Source organism: Pseudomonas sp. ADAK2 TE3594, assembly GCF_053628675.1.
This window is the reverse complement of the sequence record NZ_JBRJGV010000001.1, coordinates 5,553,323-5,568,915: the sequence shown is the minus strand read 5'-3', so window position 1 is coordinate 5,568,915 and position 15,593 is coordinate 5,553,323. Positions and strand designations below refer to the sequence as shown.

Annotated in this window: 21 protein-coding genes; 8 read left to right on the top strand and 13 right to left on the bottom strand. The window is 59.0% G+C overall.

Annotated features, from left to right (window positions below; all coding sequences use genetic code 11):
- The first annotated feature begins 19 nt into the window (after window positions 1–19).
- A complete protein-coding gene (gene rpoH / locus AB7M22_RS25055; protein WP_007897890.1) occupies window positions 20–874 on the top strand; it encodes an RNA polymerase sigma factor RpoH in 855 nt (284 codons plus the stop codon).
- A 181-nt stretch (window positions 875–1,055) separates the two neighbouring features.
- On the opposite strand, the gene mtgA is transcribed toward rpoH, so the two are convergent.
- Window positions 1,056–1,778 (bottom strand): monofunctional biosynthetic peptidoglycan transglycosylase, encoded by a 723-nt coding sequence (gene mtgA, locus AB7M22_RS25050; protein ID WP_454188086.1) that lies wholly within the window; start codon window positions 1,776–1,778, stop codon window positions 1,056–1,058.
- Between the two features lie 74 nt (window positions 1,779–1,852).
- On the opposite strand from mtgA, the gene AB7M22_RS25045 reads away from it, so the two are divergent.
- From AB7M22_RS25045 to trmB, 4 genes are all read left to right on the top strand, one after another.
- Window positions 1,853–2,221, top strand: a complete 369-nt coding sequence (locus AB7M22_RS25045; protein WP_454188085.1) for a DUF423 domain-containing protein — start codon at window positions 1,853–1,855, stop codon at window positions 2,219–2,221.
- 188 nt (window positions 2,222–2,409) lie between these two features.
- Window positions 2,410–2,610, top strand: coding sequence for a sulfur carrier protein ThiS (gene thiS, locus AB7M22_RS25040; protein WP_007897898.1), 201 nt, complete (start codon window positions 2,410–2,412; stop codon window positions 2,608–2,610).
- Window positions 2,611–2,670: 60 nt separating this feature from the next.
- Window positions 2,671–3,465, top strand: a complete 795-nt coding sequence (locus AB7M22_RS25035) for a thiazole synthase (RefSeq protein ID WP_007897902.1) — start codon at window positions 2,671–2,673, stop codon at window positions 3,463–3,465.
- 9 nt (window positions 3,466–3,474) lie between these two features.
- Entirely contained in the window at window positions 3,475–4,200 is a 726-nt protein-coding gene (gene trmB / locus AB7M22_RS25030) for a tRNA (guanosine(46)-N7)-methyltransferase TrmB (RefSeq protein WP_007897906.1), read from the top strand.
- A 198-nt stretch (window positions 4,201–4,398) separates the two neighbouring features.
- Here the strand turns inward: trmB and AB7M22_RS25025 are convergent, their stop codons facing one another.
- Window positions 4,399–4,947 carry an RNA 2'-phosphotransferase gene (locus tag AB7M22_RS25025; protein ID WP_454188855.1) on the bottom strand — a complete coding sequence of 183 codons (549 nt, stop codon included), beginning with the start codon at window positions 4,945–4,947 and terminating at the stop codon, window positions 4,399–4,401.
- Between the two features lie 234 nt (window positions 4,948–5,181).
- Between AB7M22_RS25025 and AB7M22_RS25020 the strand changes: the two genes are divergently transcribed.
- Complete coding sequence (locus AB7M22_RS25020; protein ID WP_454188084.1) at window positions 5,182–5,973, top strand: hypothetical protein; 792 nt, start codon at window positions 5,182–5,184, stop codon at window positions 5,971–5,973.
- Between the two features lie 7 nt (window positions 5,974–5,980).
- Here AB7M22_RS25020 and AB7M22_RS25015 read toward each other — a convergent pair whose 3' ends face one another.
- The 10 genes from AB7M22_RS25015 to AB7M22_RS24970 all read right to left on the bottom strand — a co-directional run bounded on the left by AB7M22_RS25015 (window position 5,981) and on the right by AB7M22_RS24970 (window position 12,968).
- Window positions 5,981–6,304 carry a DUF3392 domain-containing protein gene (locus AB7M22_RS25015; RefSeq protein ID WP_007897907.1) on the bottom strand — a complete coding sequence of 108 codons (324 nt, stop codon included), beginning with the start codon at window positions 6,302–6,304 and terminating at the stop codon, window positions 5,981–5,983.
- A 9-nt stretch (window positions 6,305–6,313) separates the two neighbouring features.
- A complete protein-coding gene (gene hemW / locus AB7M22_RS25010; protein WP_454188083.1) occupies window positions 6,314–7,519 on the bottom strand; it encodes a radical SAM family heme chaperone HemW in 1,206 nt (401 codons plus the stop codon).
- Window positions 7,516–8,112: an RdgB/HAM1 family non-canonical purine NTP pyrophosphatase gene (gene rdgB, locus AB7M22_RS25005; protein WP_454188082.1), complete on the bottom strand. Its 597-nt coding sequence runs from the start codon at window positions 8,110–8,112 to the stop codon at window positions 7,516–7,518. Before rdgB ends, hemW begins: the two co-directional genes overlap by 4 nt.
- The gene (locus AB7M22_RS25000) at window positions 8,109–8,543 is read right to left on the bottom strand and encodes a DUF4426 domain-containing protein (RefSeq protein WP_008007412.1); all 435 of its coding nucleotides are present in this window, start codon (window positions 8,541–8,543) and stop codon (window positions 8,109–8,111) included. The genes rdgB and AB7M22_RS25000 overlap by 4 nt, the downstream gene beginning before the upstream one ends.
- A 26-nt stretch (window positions 8,544–8,569) precedes the next feature.
- Window positions 8,570–9,190 carry a methionine biosynthesis protein MetW gene (gene metW / locus AB7M22_RS24995; protein ID WP_008007414.1) on the bottom strand — a complete coding sequence of 207 codons (621 nt, stop codon included), beginning with the start codon at window positions 9,188–9,190 and terminating at the stop codon, window positions 8,570–8,572.
- Between the two features lie 7 nt (window positions 9,191–9,197).
- Entirely contained in the window at window positions 9,198–10,337 is a 1,140-nt protein-coding gene (metX, locus tag AB7M22_RS24990) for a homoserine O-succinyltransferase MetX (RefSeq protein WP_008007415.1), read from the bottom strand.
- Between the two features lie 182 nt (window positions 10,338–10,519).
- A complete protein-coding gene (locus AB7M22_RS24985; RefSeq protein WP_008007416.1) occupies window positions 10,520–10,816 on the bottom strand; it encodes a DUF167 domain-containing protein in 297 nt (98 codons plus the stop codon).
- On the bottom strand, window positions 10,816–11,403 hold the full coding sequence (locus AB7M22_RS24980; protein WP_008007417.1) for a YggT family protein: 588 nt from the start codon (window positions 11,401–11,403) through the stop codon (window positions 10,816–10,818). The genes AB7M22_RS24985 and AB7M22_RS24980 overlap by 1 nt, the downstream gene beginning before the upstream one ends.
- Window positions 11,404–11,427: 24 nt before the next feature.
- The gene (gene proC / locus AB7M22_RS24975; RefSeq protein ID WP_454188081.1) at window positions 11,428–12,246 is read right to left on the bottom strand and encodes a pyrroline-5-carboxylate reductase; all 819 of its coding nucleotides are present in this window, start codon (window positions 12,244–12,246) and stop codon (window positions 11,428–11,430) included.
- Window positions 12,247–12,281: 35 nt separating this feature from the next.
- Entirely contained in the window at window positions 12,282–12,968 is a 687-nt protein-coding gene (locus tag AB7M22_RS24970) for a YggS family pyridoxal phosphate-dependent enzyme (protein ID WP_454188080.1), read from the bottom strand.
- Window positions 12,969–13,024: 56 nt separating this feature from the next.
- Here AB7M22_RS24970 and AB7M22_RS24965 point away from each other — a divergent pair, with 56 nt between their 5' ends.
- Window positions 13,025–14,059 (top strand): type IV pilus twitching motility protein PilT, encoded by a 1,035-nt coding sequence (locus AB7M22_RS24965; protein ID WP_454188079.1) that lies wholly within the window; start codon window positions 13,025–13,027, stop codon window positions 14,057–14,059.
- 143 nt (window positions 14,060–14,202) lie between these two features.
- Here the strand turns inward: AB7M22_RS24965 and AB7M22_RS24960 are convergent, their stop codons facing one another.
- Window positions 14,203–14,823 (bottom strand): C40 family peptidase, encoded by a 621-nt coding sequence (locus AB7M22_RS24960; RefSeq protein ID WP_454188078.1) that lies wholly within the window; start codon window positions 14,821–14,823, stop codon window positions 14,203–14,205.
- Window positions 14,824–15,073: 250 nt separating this feature from the next.
- On the opposite strand from AB7M22_RS24960, the gene AB7M22_RS24955 reads away from it, so the two are divergent.
- Window positions 15,074–15,505, top strand: coding sequence for an NINE protein (locus tag AB7M22_RS24955; protein ID WP_201061739.1), 432 nt, complete (start codon window positions 15,074–15,076; stop codon window positions 15,503–15,505).
- The last annotated feature ends 88 nt before the right edge of the window (window positions 15,506–15,593 follow it).

The window sequence follows — 15,593 nt, the reverse complement described above, 5'->3', positions numbered from 1 at the left end:
AAGTCGGAGGTTTTTTCGTATGACCAATTCTTTGCAGCCTGCATATGCTCTGGTCCCGGGTGCGAACCTGGAGGCCTATGTGCACACGGTGAACAGCATTCCATTGCTGACACCGGAGCAGGAGCGTGAACTGGCCGAGAGTCTCTATTATGAGCAGGATTTGGGGGCGGCTCGGCAGATGGTGCTCGCCCACCTGCGTTTTGTCGTACACATTGCCCGTAGCTATTCCGGCTACGGCCTGGCCCAGGCTGACCTGATCCAGGAAGGCAACGTCGGCCTGATGAAAGCGGTCAAGCGTTTCAACCCGGAAATGGGTGTACGCCTGGTGTCCTTTGCGGTGCACTGGATCAAGGCGGAAATCCACGAGTTCATCCTGCGCAACTGGCGGATCGTGAAAGTCGCGACCACCAAGGCCCAGCGCAAGCTGTTCTTCAACCTGCGCAGCCAGAAGAAACGTCTGGCCTGGCTGAACAACGAGGAAGTCCATCGCGTGGCTGAAAGCCTCGGCGTAGAGCCGCGGGAAGTGCGCGAGATGGAAAGTCGCCTGACCGGCCATGACATGGCTTTCGACCCGGCCGCGGAAGCGGACGACGACAGTGCATTCCAGTCGCCGGCCAACTATCTGGAAGACCACCGGTACGATCCGGCCCGTCAACTGGAAGACGCCGACTGGAGCGACAACTCCAACCACAACCTGCACGAAGCGCTTGAAGTGCTGGACGACCGCAGCCGCGACATCCTCTACCAGCGCTGGCTGGCAGAAGAAAAAGCCACGCTGCACGACCTGGCGCAGAAGTACAACGTGTCGGCCGAGCGTATTCGTCAGCTCGAGAAGAGCGCGATGAACAAGCTTAAGTTGTCGATCGCCGCATAACCGCAGCGCCGGCATTAAAAAACGCCCCGATCATTGATCGGGGCGTTTTTGTTGGTGCCCGCTTACACCGACTCCTTGTAGGAGCGAGGCTTGCCCGCGAAGGCGGTGTGTCAGACACATCACTGCTGAATGACACACCGCCTTCGCGGGCAAGCCTCGCTCCTACAGGTTCTGCGTCGAGTTACTGAGACCAAGGTGCCCGGCGCGAATCGTTGAGCCCGAGCAGATAGCTATCCCCGCCCAACTGACTCATCTGCTGCCGAATCCACCCGGCCCGTCTTGCAACGTAAGAGGTTGGATGACTGGCGCTCCACACCCGCGGGTTTGGCAGTACCGCAGCCAGCAAACTTGCCTGCTGTCGGGATATCGAGCGAGCGCCCACACCAAAGTGATGCCGAGCCGCCGCTTCGGCGCCAAACACCCCTTCATCCCACTCGACGCTGTTGAGGTACACCTCAAGAATCCGCTGCTTGGGCCAGAACACCTCGATCAGCCCGGTAAACCAGACCTCCAGGCCTTTGCGCAGCCAGCTGCGACCAGACCACAGAAACAGGTTCTTCGACACCTGCTGGCTCAGGGTGCTGGCGCCACGAATCGAGCCACCGCGTTCGTTATGCGCAAACGCCGCCTGAATCGCGCCGATATCAAAGCCCCAATGCTCAGGAAACTTCTGATCTTCGCCGGCAATCACTGCGACTTTCAGGTCGTCGGAGATTTCATCCCAGGGTTTCCAGGTGCGTTGCAGGTCAATGGGTTCGCCGTCGAACCAGGATTCGACCTTGCGCTCGACCATCAACGCGGTTCCCGGTGGCGGTACCACGCGAAAGATCAGCACCAGCAATACGCTGCCGCCCGCGAACCAGAGCAGGGCCTTCGTGAAACGACGGAAAATTAACTGCAGCATAGAGATGGCTTGGCCGAACCCGTTGAGCCGGCCATTATACAGACCCTGTTGATCGAGTCTGACTGGAGTTCTTCATGTTGCGTGGCTTCCTGATGCTGGCTGCTTTTTTCGGCTTCACCGGTGTTGCCTTGGGCGCATTCGCCGCCCATGGCCTGAAAAGCCGCCTGAGCGCCGAGTACCTGGCGATTTTCCATACGGGCGTCACCTATCAACTGGTGCACACCCTGGCGTTGCTGGGTGTAGCGCTGCTGGCCACGCAGATTCCCGGTCGACTGATCACCTGGGCCGGCGCATCATTTGCTATTGGCATTCTGTTGTTTTCCGGCAGCCTGTACCTGCTGACGATAACGGGCATCAGCAAGCTCGGGATCGTCACGCCCTTCGGTGGCCTGGCGTTCCTGGTCGGCTGGGTTTGCCTGGGGCTTGCCGCCTGGCGGGCGTAGGAGCAAGGCTTGCCCGCGAAGGCGGTGTGTCATTCGGAAATGATGGCGACTGACACACCGCCTTCGCGGGCAAGTCGGATCGCCGCATCGCTCGCTCCTACGGGATCTGGTTTCAAGACGAATGGCTTGGGTCGGCCTGACTGATCGGGCTAGAATGCCAGCCCCTAAAAATGATGGCGGCATTCGGTATGCGCATTCAATTGAACGGCGAATCCCTTGAACTGCCCGACGGTGAAACCGTTGCGGCCCTGCTGACCCGTCTGGAACTGACCGGGCGCCGGGTGGCGGTCGAGCTCAATCTGGATATCGTCCCGCGCAGCCAGCACGCTGAGACCACGCTGAATGACGGCGATTCCGTTGAAGTGGTACACGCCATCGGCGGCGGCTAGTCGCCCGGCCCTGATGGGCACAGAATTCTGCAAGAACCTCACCCCTACAGAGGATTTCCCATGAGCATCGTTCGTAGCGACAAGCCCTTCGTCCTGGCCGGTCGTACTTACCAGTCACGTTTGCTGGTAGGTACTGGCAAGTACCGCGACATGGAAGAAACCCGCCTGGCCATCGAAGCCTCGGGTGCCGAGATCGTCACCTTCGCCGTGCGCCGCACCAACCTCGGCCAGAACCCGGGCGAACCGAACCTGCTCGAAGTCCTGTCGCCGGATCGCTACACCTTCCTGCCTAACACCGCCGGCTGCTTCGACGCTACCGAGGCTGTGCGCACCTGCCGCCTGGCCCGTGAGCTGCTCGGCGGCCACAACCTGGTGAAGCTGGAAGTGCTGGCGGACCAGAAAACCCTGTTCCCCAACGTGATCGAAACCCTCAAGGCCGCCGAAGTGCTGGTCAAGGAAGGTTTCGACGTGATGGTTTACACCAGCGATGATCCGATCATTGCCCGTCAACTGGCGGAAATCGGTTGCATCGCAGTGATGCCGCTGGCCGGTTTGATCGGCACGGGCCTGGGGATCTGCAACCCGTACAACCTGCAGATCATCCTCGAAGAAGCCAAGATCCCGGTGTTGGTGGATGCCGGTGTCGGTACCGCCTCCGACGCCACCATCGCCATGGAGCTGGGTTGCGAAGCGGTGCTGATGAACTCGGCCATCGCTCATGCCCAGCAGCCGATCATGATGGCTGAAGCCATGAAACACGCCATCGTTGCAGGTCGCTTGGCCTACCTCGCCGGCCGCATGCCGAAAAAACTCTATGCCAGCGCCTCCTCGCCGCTGGATGGTCTGATCAAGTAAGAGCCATTGATGACTGAATCAAACGACACGCCAATCCAGACGGAAGAAGGCGACGAGCGCCAACACCGCCGCATCAAGAGTTTTGTGATGCGCGCCGGGCGCATGACCGAAGGCCAGCAACGTGGTCTGGACCAAGGTACGCCGCTGTTCGTACTGCCTTTGGCCGATGCGCCGGTGGATTTCGATCAGGTGTTCGGTCGCTCAGCGCCGCGCTCGCTGGAAATCGGCTTTGGCATGGGCCATTCGCTGCTGGAAATGGCCGCGGCCTCGCCGGAGCAGGATTTCATTGGTGTTGAGGTTCACCGTCCGGGTGTCGGCGCACTGCTCAATGGCGTGCTGACTCAGGGCCTGACCAACCTGCGCGTCTACGATTGCGATGCGATCGAAGTGCTCAACCGTTGCATCGCCGACAACAGCCTCGATCGCCTGATGCTGTTTTTCCCGGACCCGTGGCACAAGAGCCGTCACCACAAGCGTCGTATCGTTCAGGCATCGTTCGCTGAGCTGGTGCGTAGCAAGTTGAAGGTCGGCGGTGTGTTACACATGGCCACCGACTGGGAACCGTACGCCGAGTACATGCTGGAAGTGATGAACGTCGCGCCGGGCTATCGCAACCTCGCCGAAGACGGCAAATGCGTCCCACGCCCGACCGAACGCCCGATCACCAAGTTCGAACGCCGCGGCGAACGCCTTGGGCATGGCGTGTGGGATCTGAAGTTCGAAAAACAGTCTTAAGTACAACGCTGTAAAAACTGTGGGAGCGAGCCTGCTCGCGATAGCGGTCTGACAGTCAACGCGGATGTTGAATGTTATGACGCCATCGCGAGCAGGCTCGCTCCCACAGTTGTTTTGTGTCGGGTTCAGGGTCGGTGATGAGGCCAATCAATACCAGCGCCAAGCTTCTGTTGCTGAATTGGCTCAGGCCTGTGATACCTATAAGGGTTTGATGAACTTTACAGGCACCTGCTCCGTCAGCCAGACACCATTCTCGGCCTGATAGAACCTGAATCCTTGCTCCAGCATCTCCAGCGCAGCGACCTTGAGAATCACCACTGTTCCGTAGCGCTGGCCCACGGCGCTGGCAGTTTCTATTTCCTGAGATAGATGCACGTGATGACGTGATCCCGAGATCAATCCTTTCTCGTTGATCGAGGCCATGAACCGAGTAGCCGTGCCGTGATACAGCGTCGCGGGAGGGTGCTTTTCCTCGAACTGCAGGTCTACATTTTTCGTCGAGTGCCCCTGGACCGCTCGAATGCGTTGGCTGTCTTCGGAAATTGAAAAGCGTTTCTTGTCGCTACTGTCGACGACGTGTTTGATCAGCTCACGATCCAGGTTTCTACCGTGGCGCGCAGCACCGCTGATTAGTGCTTCGACATCCGCCCAGCCTTCGGTATCCAGTTCCAGACCGATGGATTGCGGCTCATGGCGCAGGATGTAGCTGAGAAATTTACTTGTTTCATCCAGTAGCTTTTTACTCATGATCTTCCCTGCAGATAGGTCAAGCATCTTGGGCATGGCGTGTAGGAGGGCTTCGGTCATACGCAATTCAAATGTGGGAGCGAACCTGCTCGCGATAGCGGTCTGACGGTCAACGAGGATGTTGAATGTTATGACGCCATCGCGAGCAGGCCCACATTTGTTTTGTGTGACGTTCAAGAATGATGTTTGGCCGCCGAAAGCTCTACGTCCCCACTTGTAAAGGAAGACAAGGTTTTGAAGTTCATCCTCGCCTGCATTCTTGTATTCAGCGCTCTGCCTTCACTGGTTTGTGCGTCGACGCTGACTATCGACGACTACTTTGAGCGTGCCCAGGACGCGGCTGACCAGATCAAACGTAACGCGGATGAGTTGGTCAGGCTGGAAGCAAGCGGGGAGCTTGATTTCAAGAACAAGCCCGAGCAAATAGGCCGCATGGAAAGTGATCTGGCCGCTTTCAAATACAATTTGAAGATGGCGTCTGACGGCGGGCACCCTATCGCGAGTTATTTGCTGGCCAACACCTTGAGCAAGCCGAGCCCTACGGAACAACAGCGCAGAGAAACCTGCGATCTCTATGAAAAAGCCATGGATCAAGGCTTGTTGGCGGCAGCCGTTGCCTACTTCCATCGATGCGATCAGGTTTACATGAAGTTTGACCGGCGCGATGCCGGTCACTTGAAATATCTGCAGACGCTCGAGGAACTGCTTCAGCAGGCAGATATTTTTGCTGACTTTTATCCAATGCCGGCCAAGCACGCTCTTTGTTTTCAGGACTTGCGGGCAGACATGCCAAAAGATCGAGTGATGGGGGCTTTGCAGGCGCGTACGGTTGCGTTGATGCTGACTGAAGATCAGTATCGGGCCGAGGCCAATTACATTCTGGCAATGAGTCGAGTAAATGAGAGCGGTAAGCTCGACAGTCAGAATGTTGTGTATCTGGATAAAGCCGAAGCATTGGGCTGCCACGACTTTATCGGGATCAATACCAAAATCCGCGGCGAAGCCCAGGCTTCAAAGACTCAATAAAGCGGGCTCAGCGGCGGTCGGCTACGACGCCGATCAACACCAGTACCACCAACAGCACCGGCGCCAGGCTGTAGTTGTTGAACTGGCTCAGGCCTTTGATGATCCATGGCGTGGCATAGATCAGCGCCACGCCGCTGCCGACCATGCACAGCAGAGCCATCAGCGGGACGCGCAAGGCGCCGGCGATGCTGCCCAGGCGTTGGTCGACCCAACCTTTGATGTCGGCGCCAAACAGCACCAGCAAGCAGCCCACCAGCGCCAGAGAGATTTCCGACAGGTTGCTACGGCTCCAGCGGGACACGGTGGCGAGCAGGTCGAGTACCAGATCCATTCGATTTCCTTATGTCAGAAATTTTTGCAGCAAGTCATTGAGAAACAGTTGTCCGCGCAGCGTGGCCGCCAGACGTGACGGTTCGACCTGCAACAAGCCACTTTGTTCGGCCTCGCGGCGAGCTTCGGCGAGGCTTTCCAGGGGTAGCCCGGTGCGCTCTGGATACAACCGCGCTTCGACGCCCTCGGTCAGGCGCAAGGCGTTCATCAGGAACTCGAACGGCAGCTCTTCGTTGGTCAGGGCTTTCTCGCCGGCGAGGAAGCTTTTGGCCGGGTTGAGATAGTCCTTCGGCAAGCGGGTCTTCCAGGTACGGACGATGCGCCCGTCCGGATGGCTGAGCTTGCCGTGAGCCCCGGCACCGATGCCGATGAAGTCGCCGAAACTCCAGTAATTGAGGTTATGCCGTGCTGGACGACCGGGCAGGGCATAGGCCGAGACTTCGTATTGCGCGTAACCGTGTTCGGCCAACAGCGCCTGACCGGCCTCTTGAATATCCCACAGGGTGTCGTCTTCCGGCAGCGTCGGCGGCTGGTTCCAGAACACCGTGTTTGGTTCCAGCGTCAGCTGATACCAGGACAGGTGCGTCGGCTTCAGGGCAATGGCCTGGCGCAGGTCGTTCAGGGCGTCGTCCAGGGACTGATCGGGCAAACCATGCATCAGGTCCAGGTTGAAGTTGTCGAAGCCGGCCTGACGCGCCATGCCGGCGGCACGCACGGCTTCATCACCGTTGTGAATCCGCCCCAGCGCCTTGAGTTTCTCTTCCTGAAAGCTCTGGATGCCGATCGACAGGCGATTGATGCCCAGCGCCCGGTAGGCGCGGAATTTCTCCTGCTCGAAGGTTCCGGGGTTGGCTTCCAGGGTGATTTCGATGTCGCTGGCAAACGGAATTCGTTGCTCGACGCCCTTGAGCAGGCGACCCAGAGCCTCGGCACTGAACAGACTCGGCGTACCGCCACCGAAGAAGATCGAGCTCAGCTCGCGGCCATAGACCGCATGCAGGTCTTGATCGAGGTCGGCCAGCAAGGCATCCACATACTCTTCTTCCGGCAACACGGGGCTGGCGGTGTGGGAGTTGAAGTCGCAATAAGGGCATTTGCGTACACACCACGGGATGTGGATGTACAACGCCAGGGGCGGCAGCACAGGCAGGGCCGCTCGAGGCGATTGGGCGGCGCCGCCGAAGATCAGCGGCGACGCGGACGAGTCATGGATCATTTCAGGCCCAGACGCTGGCGCAGCAGATCCATTGCACGGGCGCGGTGACTGATCTGGTTCTTGTCGCTCGGGCTCAGCTCGGCGCTGGAGCACTCGCGCTCCGGCACCCAGAACAGCGGGTCGTAGCCAAAACCGTGTTCGCCGCTGGCCTGGGTCAGGATGCGCCCATGCCACAGGCCTTCACAGAGGATCGGCAACGGATCGTCGGCATGACGCACCAATGCCAGCACACAGACGAACTGCGCGCCGCGCTCGGCTTGCGGCACGTCTTTCAAGACGTCGAGCAGTTTGGCGTTGTTCGCCGCATCGCCTTTACCGTCAGCGTAACGGGCCGAATAGATACCCGGCGCACCGCCGAGGAAATCCACCGCCAGCCCCGAATCGTCGGCCAATGCAGGCAGCCCGGAAATGCGCGAGGCATTACGGGCCTTGAGAATGGCGTTCTCGACGAACGACAGGCCGGTTTCTTCAGGCTCGACGCTGCTGAACTCGCCGATCGAGCGCAAGTGCACCGATTCGCCGAGCATGGCCTGGAGTTCCTTGAGTTTGCCGGCGTTGTGGCTGGCCAGTACGAGTTGGGTGAAATTCATCATTGGCCGGGGAAAAGCTCTTGTTGGAAACTGATGGTGTTGGTTTTGTCGCCGGTCTGCACCTTGATGTCAAAGGTGCGGATTTCCTGCTGATCCACCGGGAACTGGGCGATGTAGTACACCGCGCCTGTTTCAGTGATCTGTTTGAACTTCAACGGGATGCTTTGGCTGGTCAGGTCTTTGACCGTGCCGCTGACGTTGGAGACCAGCGGTTTGCCATCCTTGATCACCGAGACATTGATCACGCCCTGATTCTTGCTGCGGGTCAGCTCGGCCGCCTTGGCGATCTCCGGCGTCAGGAAAGTGGAGTTGAAGGTGTTGTAATGCACCGTCACGTCGCCAAAGGTTTCCTTGCGCTCGCCCTTGATGACATCGGCGGCCATGGCGGTGACGCTCAGGCAGGCAGTAAGTAAAAACAGCGCTAGACGACCCATGATCGTTCTCCTCGAAATGTCGTGATTCAGACCGCGACCTTGTGGTCCTGCAGCCCGGGGCTGCTGACTCGGTAAATACCGATTTCACCTAACAGATTAGGCCATAGCTTACTGGCCCACCCGTGCCGATGCTGTTGATCCACGGCAAGCCGATCAATGACCTTGGCTTCACGTTCGCGACACAGCGCTTCAAAGTCTTCGAAAGTGCAGAAGTGGATGTTCGGCGTGTTGTACCAGGTGTATGGCAGAAAATCCGAAACCGGCATCCGGCCCTTGCTCGCCAGGTACCAGCGGCAGCGCCAGTGACCGAAGTTGGGGAAGGTGATGATGCACTGGCGACCGACCCGCAGCATTTCGTCGAGGATCTTGTCCGGGTAGTGCACAGCTTGCAGGGCCTGGGTCATGACCACGATGTCGAAGCTGTTACTGGCGAAGTTGCCCAGACCCTTGTCCAGATCTTGCTCGATGACGTTGATACCCTTGGCCACGCACTCGGCAATGTTATCCGGGTCGTTTTCCAGGCCATAGCCGGTGACCTGTTTGTGGTCGCGCAGCCAGGTCAGCAACTCGCCGTCACCGCAACCGAGGTCGAGCACGCGGCTGCCGGCGGGGATCCATTCCTGGATGATTTCCAGATCGGCTCTCATGTCTTCCTCAAAGCGCTATACGGTTCATGTAATTGCTGAAGGCCTGCAAATAACGCGGGATCGGAATCAGGAAGGCATCGTGGCCTTGCGGAGCATCGATCTCCAGGTAGCAGACGTCTTTCCTGGCCGCCATCAGCGCGTCCACCAGTTCCCGCGAGCGGGCAGGGGAAAAGCGCCAGTCGGTGGTGAAGGACATCACGCAGAACCTGGCCTGGGCATTGGCGAAGGTTTTCGCCAGGTCATCGTCGAAGTTTGCCGCCGGGTCGAAGTAGTCCAGTGCCTTGGTCATCAGCAGGTAGGTGTTGGCGTCGAAACGTCCGGAAAACTCTTCGCCCTGATAGCGCAGGTAGCTTTCGACCTGAAACTCGACGCTGTGGAAGTCGTAGTTGAGCTTTTCGCTCTTCAGGCCGCGACCGAATTTCTCGCCCATGGAGTCGTCGGACAGGTACGTGATGTGCCCGACCATCCGCGCCAGCATCAGCCCGCGCTTGGGGATCACGCCCGCCTCCTGGAATGAGCCGCCGTGGAACTCCGGGTCAGTGAGGATCGCCTGACGTGCGACTTCGTTGAACGCGATGTTCTGCGCCGACAGCTTCGGCGCCGAGGCGATGGCCAGGCAGTGCCGCACGCGGTCCGGGTAAGTGATGGTCCACTGCAAGGCCTGCATGCCGCCGAGACTGCCGCCGATCACCGCCGCCCATTGGCGGATGCCGAGCAGGTCGGCGAGGCGTGCCTGGCTGTGGACCCAGTCTTCCACGGTCAGTACCGGGAAATCGGCGCCGAATGGCTTGCCGGTTTCCGGATTGACGCTGCTGGGGCCGGTGGAACCGTTGCACCCGCCGAGATTATTCAGGCTGACCACGAAGAACTTGTTGGTGTCGATCGGCTTGCCGGGGCCGATGCAGCTGTCCCACCAACCGGGTTTGCGGTCGTCGGGGCTGTGGAAGCCTGCAGCGTGATGGTGACCGGACAAGGCGTGGCAGATCAGCACGGCGTTGCTCGCCGTGGCGTTCAGCGCGCCGTAGGTTTCGTAGATCAGGTCATAAGCGGGCAGCGAACGTCCGCAGGCCAAAGCCAGGGGTTCACTGAAGTGCGCCAGTTGCGGCGTCACCAGACCAACAGAATCGGGGGGGAAGGCAGCTGGCATCGACCCTGCTCTCATTGAAATGAGGCGTAAGTCTAAAGACCGCTGTGGCTAGCGGCAAGCAAAGGCCGGGCCTGATTTTTTCCCAGGTAGACCGAGGCGCGGCAATCGCGAGCAGGCTCGCTCCCACAGGGGAACGCATTCCAATGTGGGAGCGAGCCTGCTCGCGATGAACGATGACGCGGTCAGCCCGCCGGGCGCAGCAGATCCGGCAAATCCGGCAGCTTCTTCGGCGAACAGATCCGCACCCGCTTCTGCCGGTTCAGCTCCCCGCTGATCAAACTTACCTGACTCTTGGAAACCCCGAATGCCTTGGCCAGAAACGCCATCAAATACGCATTGGCCTTGCCTTCAACCGGCGGTGCGGTCAGGCGGATCTTCAGGCGATCGCCATGCAGCCCGCAGAAATCATCGCTGCGGGCCGCAGGTTGCAGGTGACATTCCAGAATCAGGTCATCACCGTCCCAGCGAAAGTAGCTCATCAGCTCAGGCCGAGCAGCCCCATCGGCATGAGGGCGAAGTTCGCAAGGCGCGGGATCAGCCAGCTTTGCAGTAACTGGATCACGATGAACGCGAAGATCGGCGAGATATCGAGGCCGCCCAGGTTCGGAATGATCCGACGGAACGGGGCGAGTACCGGTTCAGTGATCTGAGCAACCAGCTCTGCACCCGGGTTGTGGCTCCCCGGGGCGACCCAGGACAGAATCACGCTGATGATCATCGCCCAGAAAATAATATTCAAAAACAGCGAGAAGAGCGCGATCAGCGCCCACGGCACCAGGAACAGCCAGTCGACCATGAAGCCTTTGAGCAGCAGGATCACCCCAATCAGCAGCATCTGAATGATCAGCGCCAGTACCAGTGACGACATGTCCAGCCCGAACATGCTCGGGATGACCCGGCGCAGCGGCTTGAGCAGCGGTTGAGTGGCTTTCACGGCGAACTGGCAGAGCGGGTTGTAGAAGTTCGCCCGCACCAGTTGCAGGATGAAGCGCATGAGCACGATCAGCAGGTACAGGCTGCCCAGGGTTTTAATTATAAAAATGGCAGCGTCATTGAGTCCAAGCATCATTGATTCCTTTGTAAGAGCTGATTAGCGGCCAAGTTGCTCAGCCATCTCAGCCGAGCGGTGCGCAGCGGCGCCGAGGGCTTTTTCGACCAGCGCTTCGAAGCCGCCGGCCTGGAACGACTTGATTGCAGCTTCGGTGGTGCCCGCAGGCGACGTCACGCGACGACGCAATTCTGCTGCGTCGACATCGCTGGCAACCGCCATGTGCGCGGCGCCCAGCGCGGTTTGCACCGTCAGTTGGGCGGCGATGTCCGCAGGCAGGCCAAGCTTCACGCCGGCAGCGGTCATGGCTTCGATCAGCAGGAAGAAATACGCCGGGCCCGAGCCGGAAACGGCCGTGACCGCGTCCAGTTGCTGTTCTTCGTTCAGCCACAGGGCAATGCCGACGGCCGACAACAGCTCTTCAGCTTGCTGGCGCTGTTCTGCATTCACTTCGTTCGTGGCAAACAACCCGCTCACGCCCTGACGCAGCAGCGCCGGGGTGTTGGGCATGCAGCGCACGATCGGCTGGGCGCCGAGCCAGTTGTTCATGCTGGCGCAAGTGATGCCGGCCGCAATCGAAACCACCAGTTGATTCGGCGCAAGGCTTGGGCGAATGGCTTCGCAAACGGCTTTCATCGCCTGGGGTTTGACCGCCAGCACGATCACGTCCACGCCCTGAATGGCGTCGGCGTTGTCGGCGAACACTTCGATGCCGTGTTCGGCACTCACGCGGGCACGGGTTTGTTCACCCGGATCGCTGGCGCGGATCTGCGTGGCGTCCAGACCTTTGGCGCGCAGGCCGCCGATCAGGCTGGCGGCCATGTTGCCGGCTCCGATAAAGGCAATACGAGTCTTGCTCATGTCAGGTCCTTATAAAGAGAGGTGTCAGCCATTGTTCATGGTTGACCGTAGTCGCGGGCACCAAACAGGGCCGTACCGATACGAACCCAAGTGGCGCCCTGGGCGATGGCCGACTCGAGGTCGTGGCTCATGCCCATGGAAAGTGTATCGAGTGGCAGGTTCAGGCTGGCTTGCAGGCTCTGTACGGCAGCAAAGGCTGCATCCTGGGCGGCGCGATCTTCAGTCGGCTCGGGAATCGCCATCAAACCGCGCAATTTCAAGCGCGGCAGTGCGCCGATGGCATTGGCCAGGGCGGGCAGGTCGGCCGGAGTGCAGCCAGACTTGCTGGCTTCACCACTGACGTTGACCTGGATGCAGATGTTCAATGGAGGCAAATCGGCAGGACGTTGTTCGGACAGGCGTTGTGCGATTTTCAAGCGATCCACGGAATGCACCCAGTCGAAATGCTCGGCGATAGCGCGAGTCTTGTTCGATTGAATGGGGCCGATGAAGTGCCAGATCAAGGGCAGGTCGGCCAATTCGAGCTGTTTGCCCAAGGCTTCCTGCAGGTAGTTTTCGCCAAAGTCGCGGATCCCGGCGGCGTAGGCTTCACGCAGGGCGTCGGCGGGTTTGGTCTTGCTCACGGCCAGCAGCTGGATGCTGTTCTCACCGCGGTGGGCAGCTTTGGCTGCTGCCTGGATGCGTGAACTAACCTGAGCAATGTTGTCTGCTATCGTGGACATCAAGAGGCGCCAGCGGTCTGAAGGTTCGCGGCATTCTACTGGAATTGAGGAGCGCTATGGATATCACTGAACTGCTGGCTTTCAGCGCCAAACAGGGAGCATCCGACCTGCACCTGTCCGCTGGCCTGCCGCCAATGATCCGTGTCGACGGCGATGTGCGACGCATCAACCTGCCGGCCCTGGACCACAAGGAAGTGCATGACCTGATCTACGACATCATGAACGACCTCCAGCGGGTGGACTTCGAGAAGCATCTTGAAACCGACTTTTCCTTTGAAGTGCCCGGCGTGGCGCGTTTTCGGGTCAATGCCTTCAATCAGAATCGTGGCGCGGGCGCGGTATTCCGGACCATCCCTTCCAAGGTCCTGAGCATGGATGACCTGGAGATGGGGGAAGTGTTTCGCAAGATTACCGAGGCGCCCCGGGGCCTGGTGCTGGTGACCGGCCCGACCGGTTCCGGCAAGTCCACCACGTTGGCGGCGATGATCGATTACCTCAACAACCATCGCCATCACCACATCCTCACCATCGAAGACCCGATCGAGTTCGTCCACGAGTCGCGCAAATGCCTGATCAATCAGCGCGAAGTCCATCGCGATACCCGCAGCTTCGCCACAGCGCTGCGCTCGGCCCTGCGCGAAGACCCGGACGTGATTCTGGTAGGGGAAATGCGTGATCTGGAGACTATTCGGCTGGCGTTGACTGCCGCCGAAACGGGTCACCTGGTATTTGGCACGCTGCACACCACGTCGGCGGCGAAAACTATCGACCGGGTGGTGGATGTGTTTCCGGGCGACGAGAAATCGATGGTGCGTTCAATGCTCTCCGAGTCGTTGCTGGCGGTGGTGTCGCAGACGTTGATCAAGAAAATAGGCGGCGGGCGAATTGCCGCCCACGAAATCATGCTCGGCACTTCGGCGATCCGTAACCTGATCCGCGAAGACAAAGTGGCGCAGATGTACTCGTCGATTCAGACCGGAGGGTCGCTGGGGATGCAGACACTGGATATGTGCCTGAAGGAGCTGGTGACCAAGGGCGTGATCAGCCGCGAGCATGCGCGGGAGAAGGCGCGGTCGCCGGATAATTTTTGACGGATCCAGAAATGCCTTCGCGGGCAAGCCTCGCTCCTACAGATTGATGTCGGTCGCACCATTTGAGCGCGACCAACAATCTGTAGGAGCGAGGCTTGCCCGCGAAGAGGCCTTCACGAACGAAGCAAATCCTGGGTCAAAGATCAGCGCTGAACAACCCGCAATGCGTTCTGTTCTTTCGGCAGAACCCGCTTGGCAACCACGTAGTGGCTTTCCCAGTACGGTTTCTTCAGGGTGTCGATGGTCACCGACTTGCCACGGCGTGGTGCGTGGATGAAGCGGTCGTTGCCCAGGTAGATGGCAACATGATTGACCCGACGGCTCTTGATGTTGAAGAAAATCAGGTCGCCTGGCTTCAGATCGTTGCGATCGACCTTCTCGCCATGACCGCTGGCCATGGCGTTGGAGGTGCGTGGCAGGTCAAACGTGGCGTCGTTGAACGCGTATTTCACCAGACCGCTGCAATCGAAGCCTTTACTTGGGCTGCTGCCACCCCAACGATAAGGTGTACCGAGCACGTTTACCGCGCGGCTCAGTACGTTGCTGCTTTCCTTGGTCGCCATCGGCGGGACCAGATTGCCGTTTACGCTGCTCAGTTGGCTGGAGCGTTTTACGGTCTGTTTGTTTTTGCTCGAAGGAGCAGAAACATGGGATTTTGGAGTGTAACCATTAACGTTAGGAAGACGTTGCTCACGATTGGTGGCGTGGGCGGCCAGGGGCAATAATAGGCAAATGGTTAGCCATGTCTTGAAAAATGGACGCATTAGGCAAGGCTCATATGGGTGAACGCGCAACTTTATAACAGCTTTTTTGGCCCTTCCGAGGCCGTTGGTCGATTCAGGCGGCGGGCCACGGAACTAAAAAAGCGGCAAAATTGACGCGGTTGTCGGACAAAAGTCAGGTATTACAAGGCTTTGGCAGGAATGAAGTTAGCATTTGCCGTATGTCGGCCGCCTGTAAAAAAGTCACAAAGAATTCAAGAATATTTCTCTATCGTGTGAGTCGAGGTCATCCATGAACACCTATCAACACCCCGTTTCAGAGCAAGACACACACAGCAAAGTGATTGGTTACCTGTTGTGGATTTTCGGTTTTACCGGGGCTCACCGCTTCTATTACGGCAAGCCGGTGACCGGGACGATCTGGTTCTTTACCTTCGGTTTGCTGGGTATCGGCTGGCTGATCGACGTGTTTCTGATTCCGGCCATGGATCGTGAAGCGGACCTGCGCTTTACCGCTGGCCCCATCGAATACAACGTTGCGTGGATTCTGCTGACGTTTCTGGGGGTGTTCGGTGTGCACCGGATGTATCAGGGGAAGTGGATCAGCGGGTTGCTGTACCTGGTGACGGGCGGGGTGTTCTTTCTAGGGGTGTTGTATGACTTCTGGACGTTGAATGACCAGGTGTCGATTCGCAACGCGCAGAACAGAGGCGCCTTCCAATAAGTCATCGCGGGCAAGCCCGCTCCCACAGTGGATGTGTATTGTCCGCAAATCTTGCGGCCAACCGATAACCCTGTGGGAGCGGGCTTGC

Coding starts and splice junctions, on each gene's coding strand:
- rpoH (WP_007897890.1), top strand. CDS start 20: ATGACCAATTCTTTGCAGCCTGCATATGCTCTGGTCCCGGGTGCGAAC.
- mtgA (WP_454188086.1), bottom strand. CDS start 1,778: ATGCTGCAGTTAATTTTCCGTCGTTTCACGAAGGCCCTGCTCTGGTTC.
- AB7M22_RS25045 (WP_454188085.1), top strand. CDS start 1,853: ATGTTGCGTGGCTTCCTGATGCTGGCTGCTTTTTTCGGCTTCACCGGT.
- thiS (WP_007897898.1), top strand. CDS start 2,410: ATGCGCATTCAATTGAACGGCGAATCCCTTGAACTGCCCGACGGTGAA.
- AB7M22_RS25035 (WP_007897902.1), top strand. CDS start 2,671: ATGAGCATCGTTCGTAGCGACAAGCCCTTCGTCCTGGCCGGTCGTACT.
- trmB (WP_007897906.1), top strand. CDS start 3,475: ATGACTGAATCAAACGACACGCCAATCCAGACGGAAGAAGGCGACGAG.
- AB7M22_RS25025 (WP_454188855.1), bottom strand. CDS start 4,947: ATGAGTAAAAAGCTACTGGATGAAACAAGTAAATTTCTCAGCTACATC.
- AB7M22_RS25015 (WP_007897907.1), bottom strand. CDS start 6,304: ATGGATCTGGTACTCGACCTGCTCGCCACCGTGTCCCGCTGGAGCCGT.
- hemW (WP_454188083.1), bottom strand. CDS start 7,519: ATGATCCATGACTCGTCCGCGTCGCCGCTGATCTTCGGCGGCGCCGCC.
- rdgB (WP_454188082.1), bottom strand. CDS start 8,112: ATGATGAATTTCACCCAACTCGTACTGGCCAGCCACAACGCCGGCAAA.
- AB7M22_RS25000 (WP_008007412.1), bottom strand. CDS start 8,543: ATGGGTCGTCTAGCGCTGTTTTTACTTACTGCCTGCCTGAGCGTCACC.
- metW (WP_008007414.1), bottom strand. CDS start 9,190: ATGAGAGCCGATCTGGAAATCATCCAGGAATGGATCCCCGCCGGCAGC.
- metX (WP_008007415.1), bottom strand. CDS start 10,337: ATGCCAGCTGCCTTCCCCCCCGATTCTGTTGGTCTGGTGACGCCGCAA.
- AB7M22_RS24985 (WP_008007416.1), bottom strand. CDS start 10,816: ATGAGCTACTTTCGCTGGGACGGTGATGACCTGATTCTGGAATGTCAC.
- AB7M22_RS24980 (WP_008007417.1), bottom strand. CDS start 11,403: ATGCTTGGACTCAATGACGCTGCCATTTTTATAATTAAAACCCTGGGC.
- proC (WP_454188081.1), bottom strand. CDS start 12,246: ATGAGCAAGACTCGTATTGCCTTTATCGGAGCCGGCAACATGGCCGCC.
- AB7M22_RS24970 (WP_454188080.1), bottom strand. CDS start 12,968: ATGTCCACGATAGCAGACAACATTGCTCAGGTTAGTTCACGCATCCAG.
- AB7M22_RS24965 (WP_454188079.1), top strand. CDS start 13,025: ATGGATATCACTGAACTGCTGGCTTTCAGCGCCAAACAGGGAGCATCC.
- AB7M22_RS24960 (WP_454188078.1), bottom strand. CDS start 14,823: ATGCGTCCATTTTTCAAGACATGGCTAACCATTTGCCTATTATTGCCC.
- AB7M22_RS24955 (WP_201061739.1), top strand. CDS start 15,074: ATGAACACCTATCAACACCCCGTTTCAGAGCAAGACACACACAGCAAA.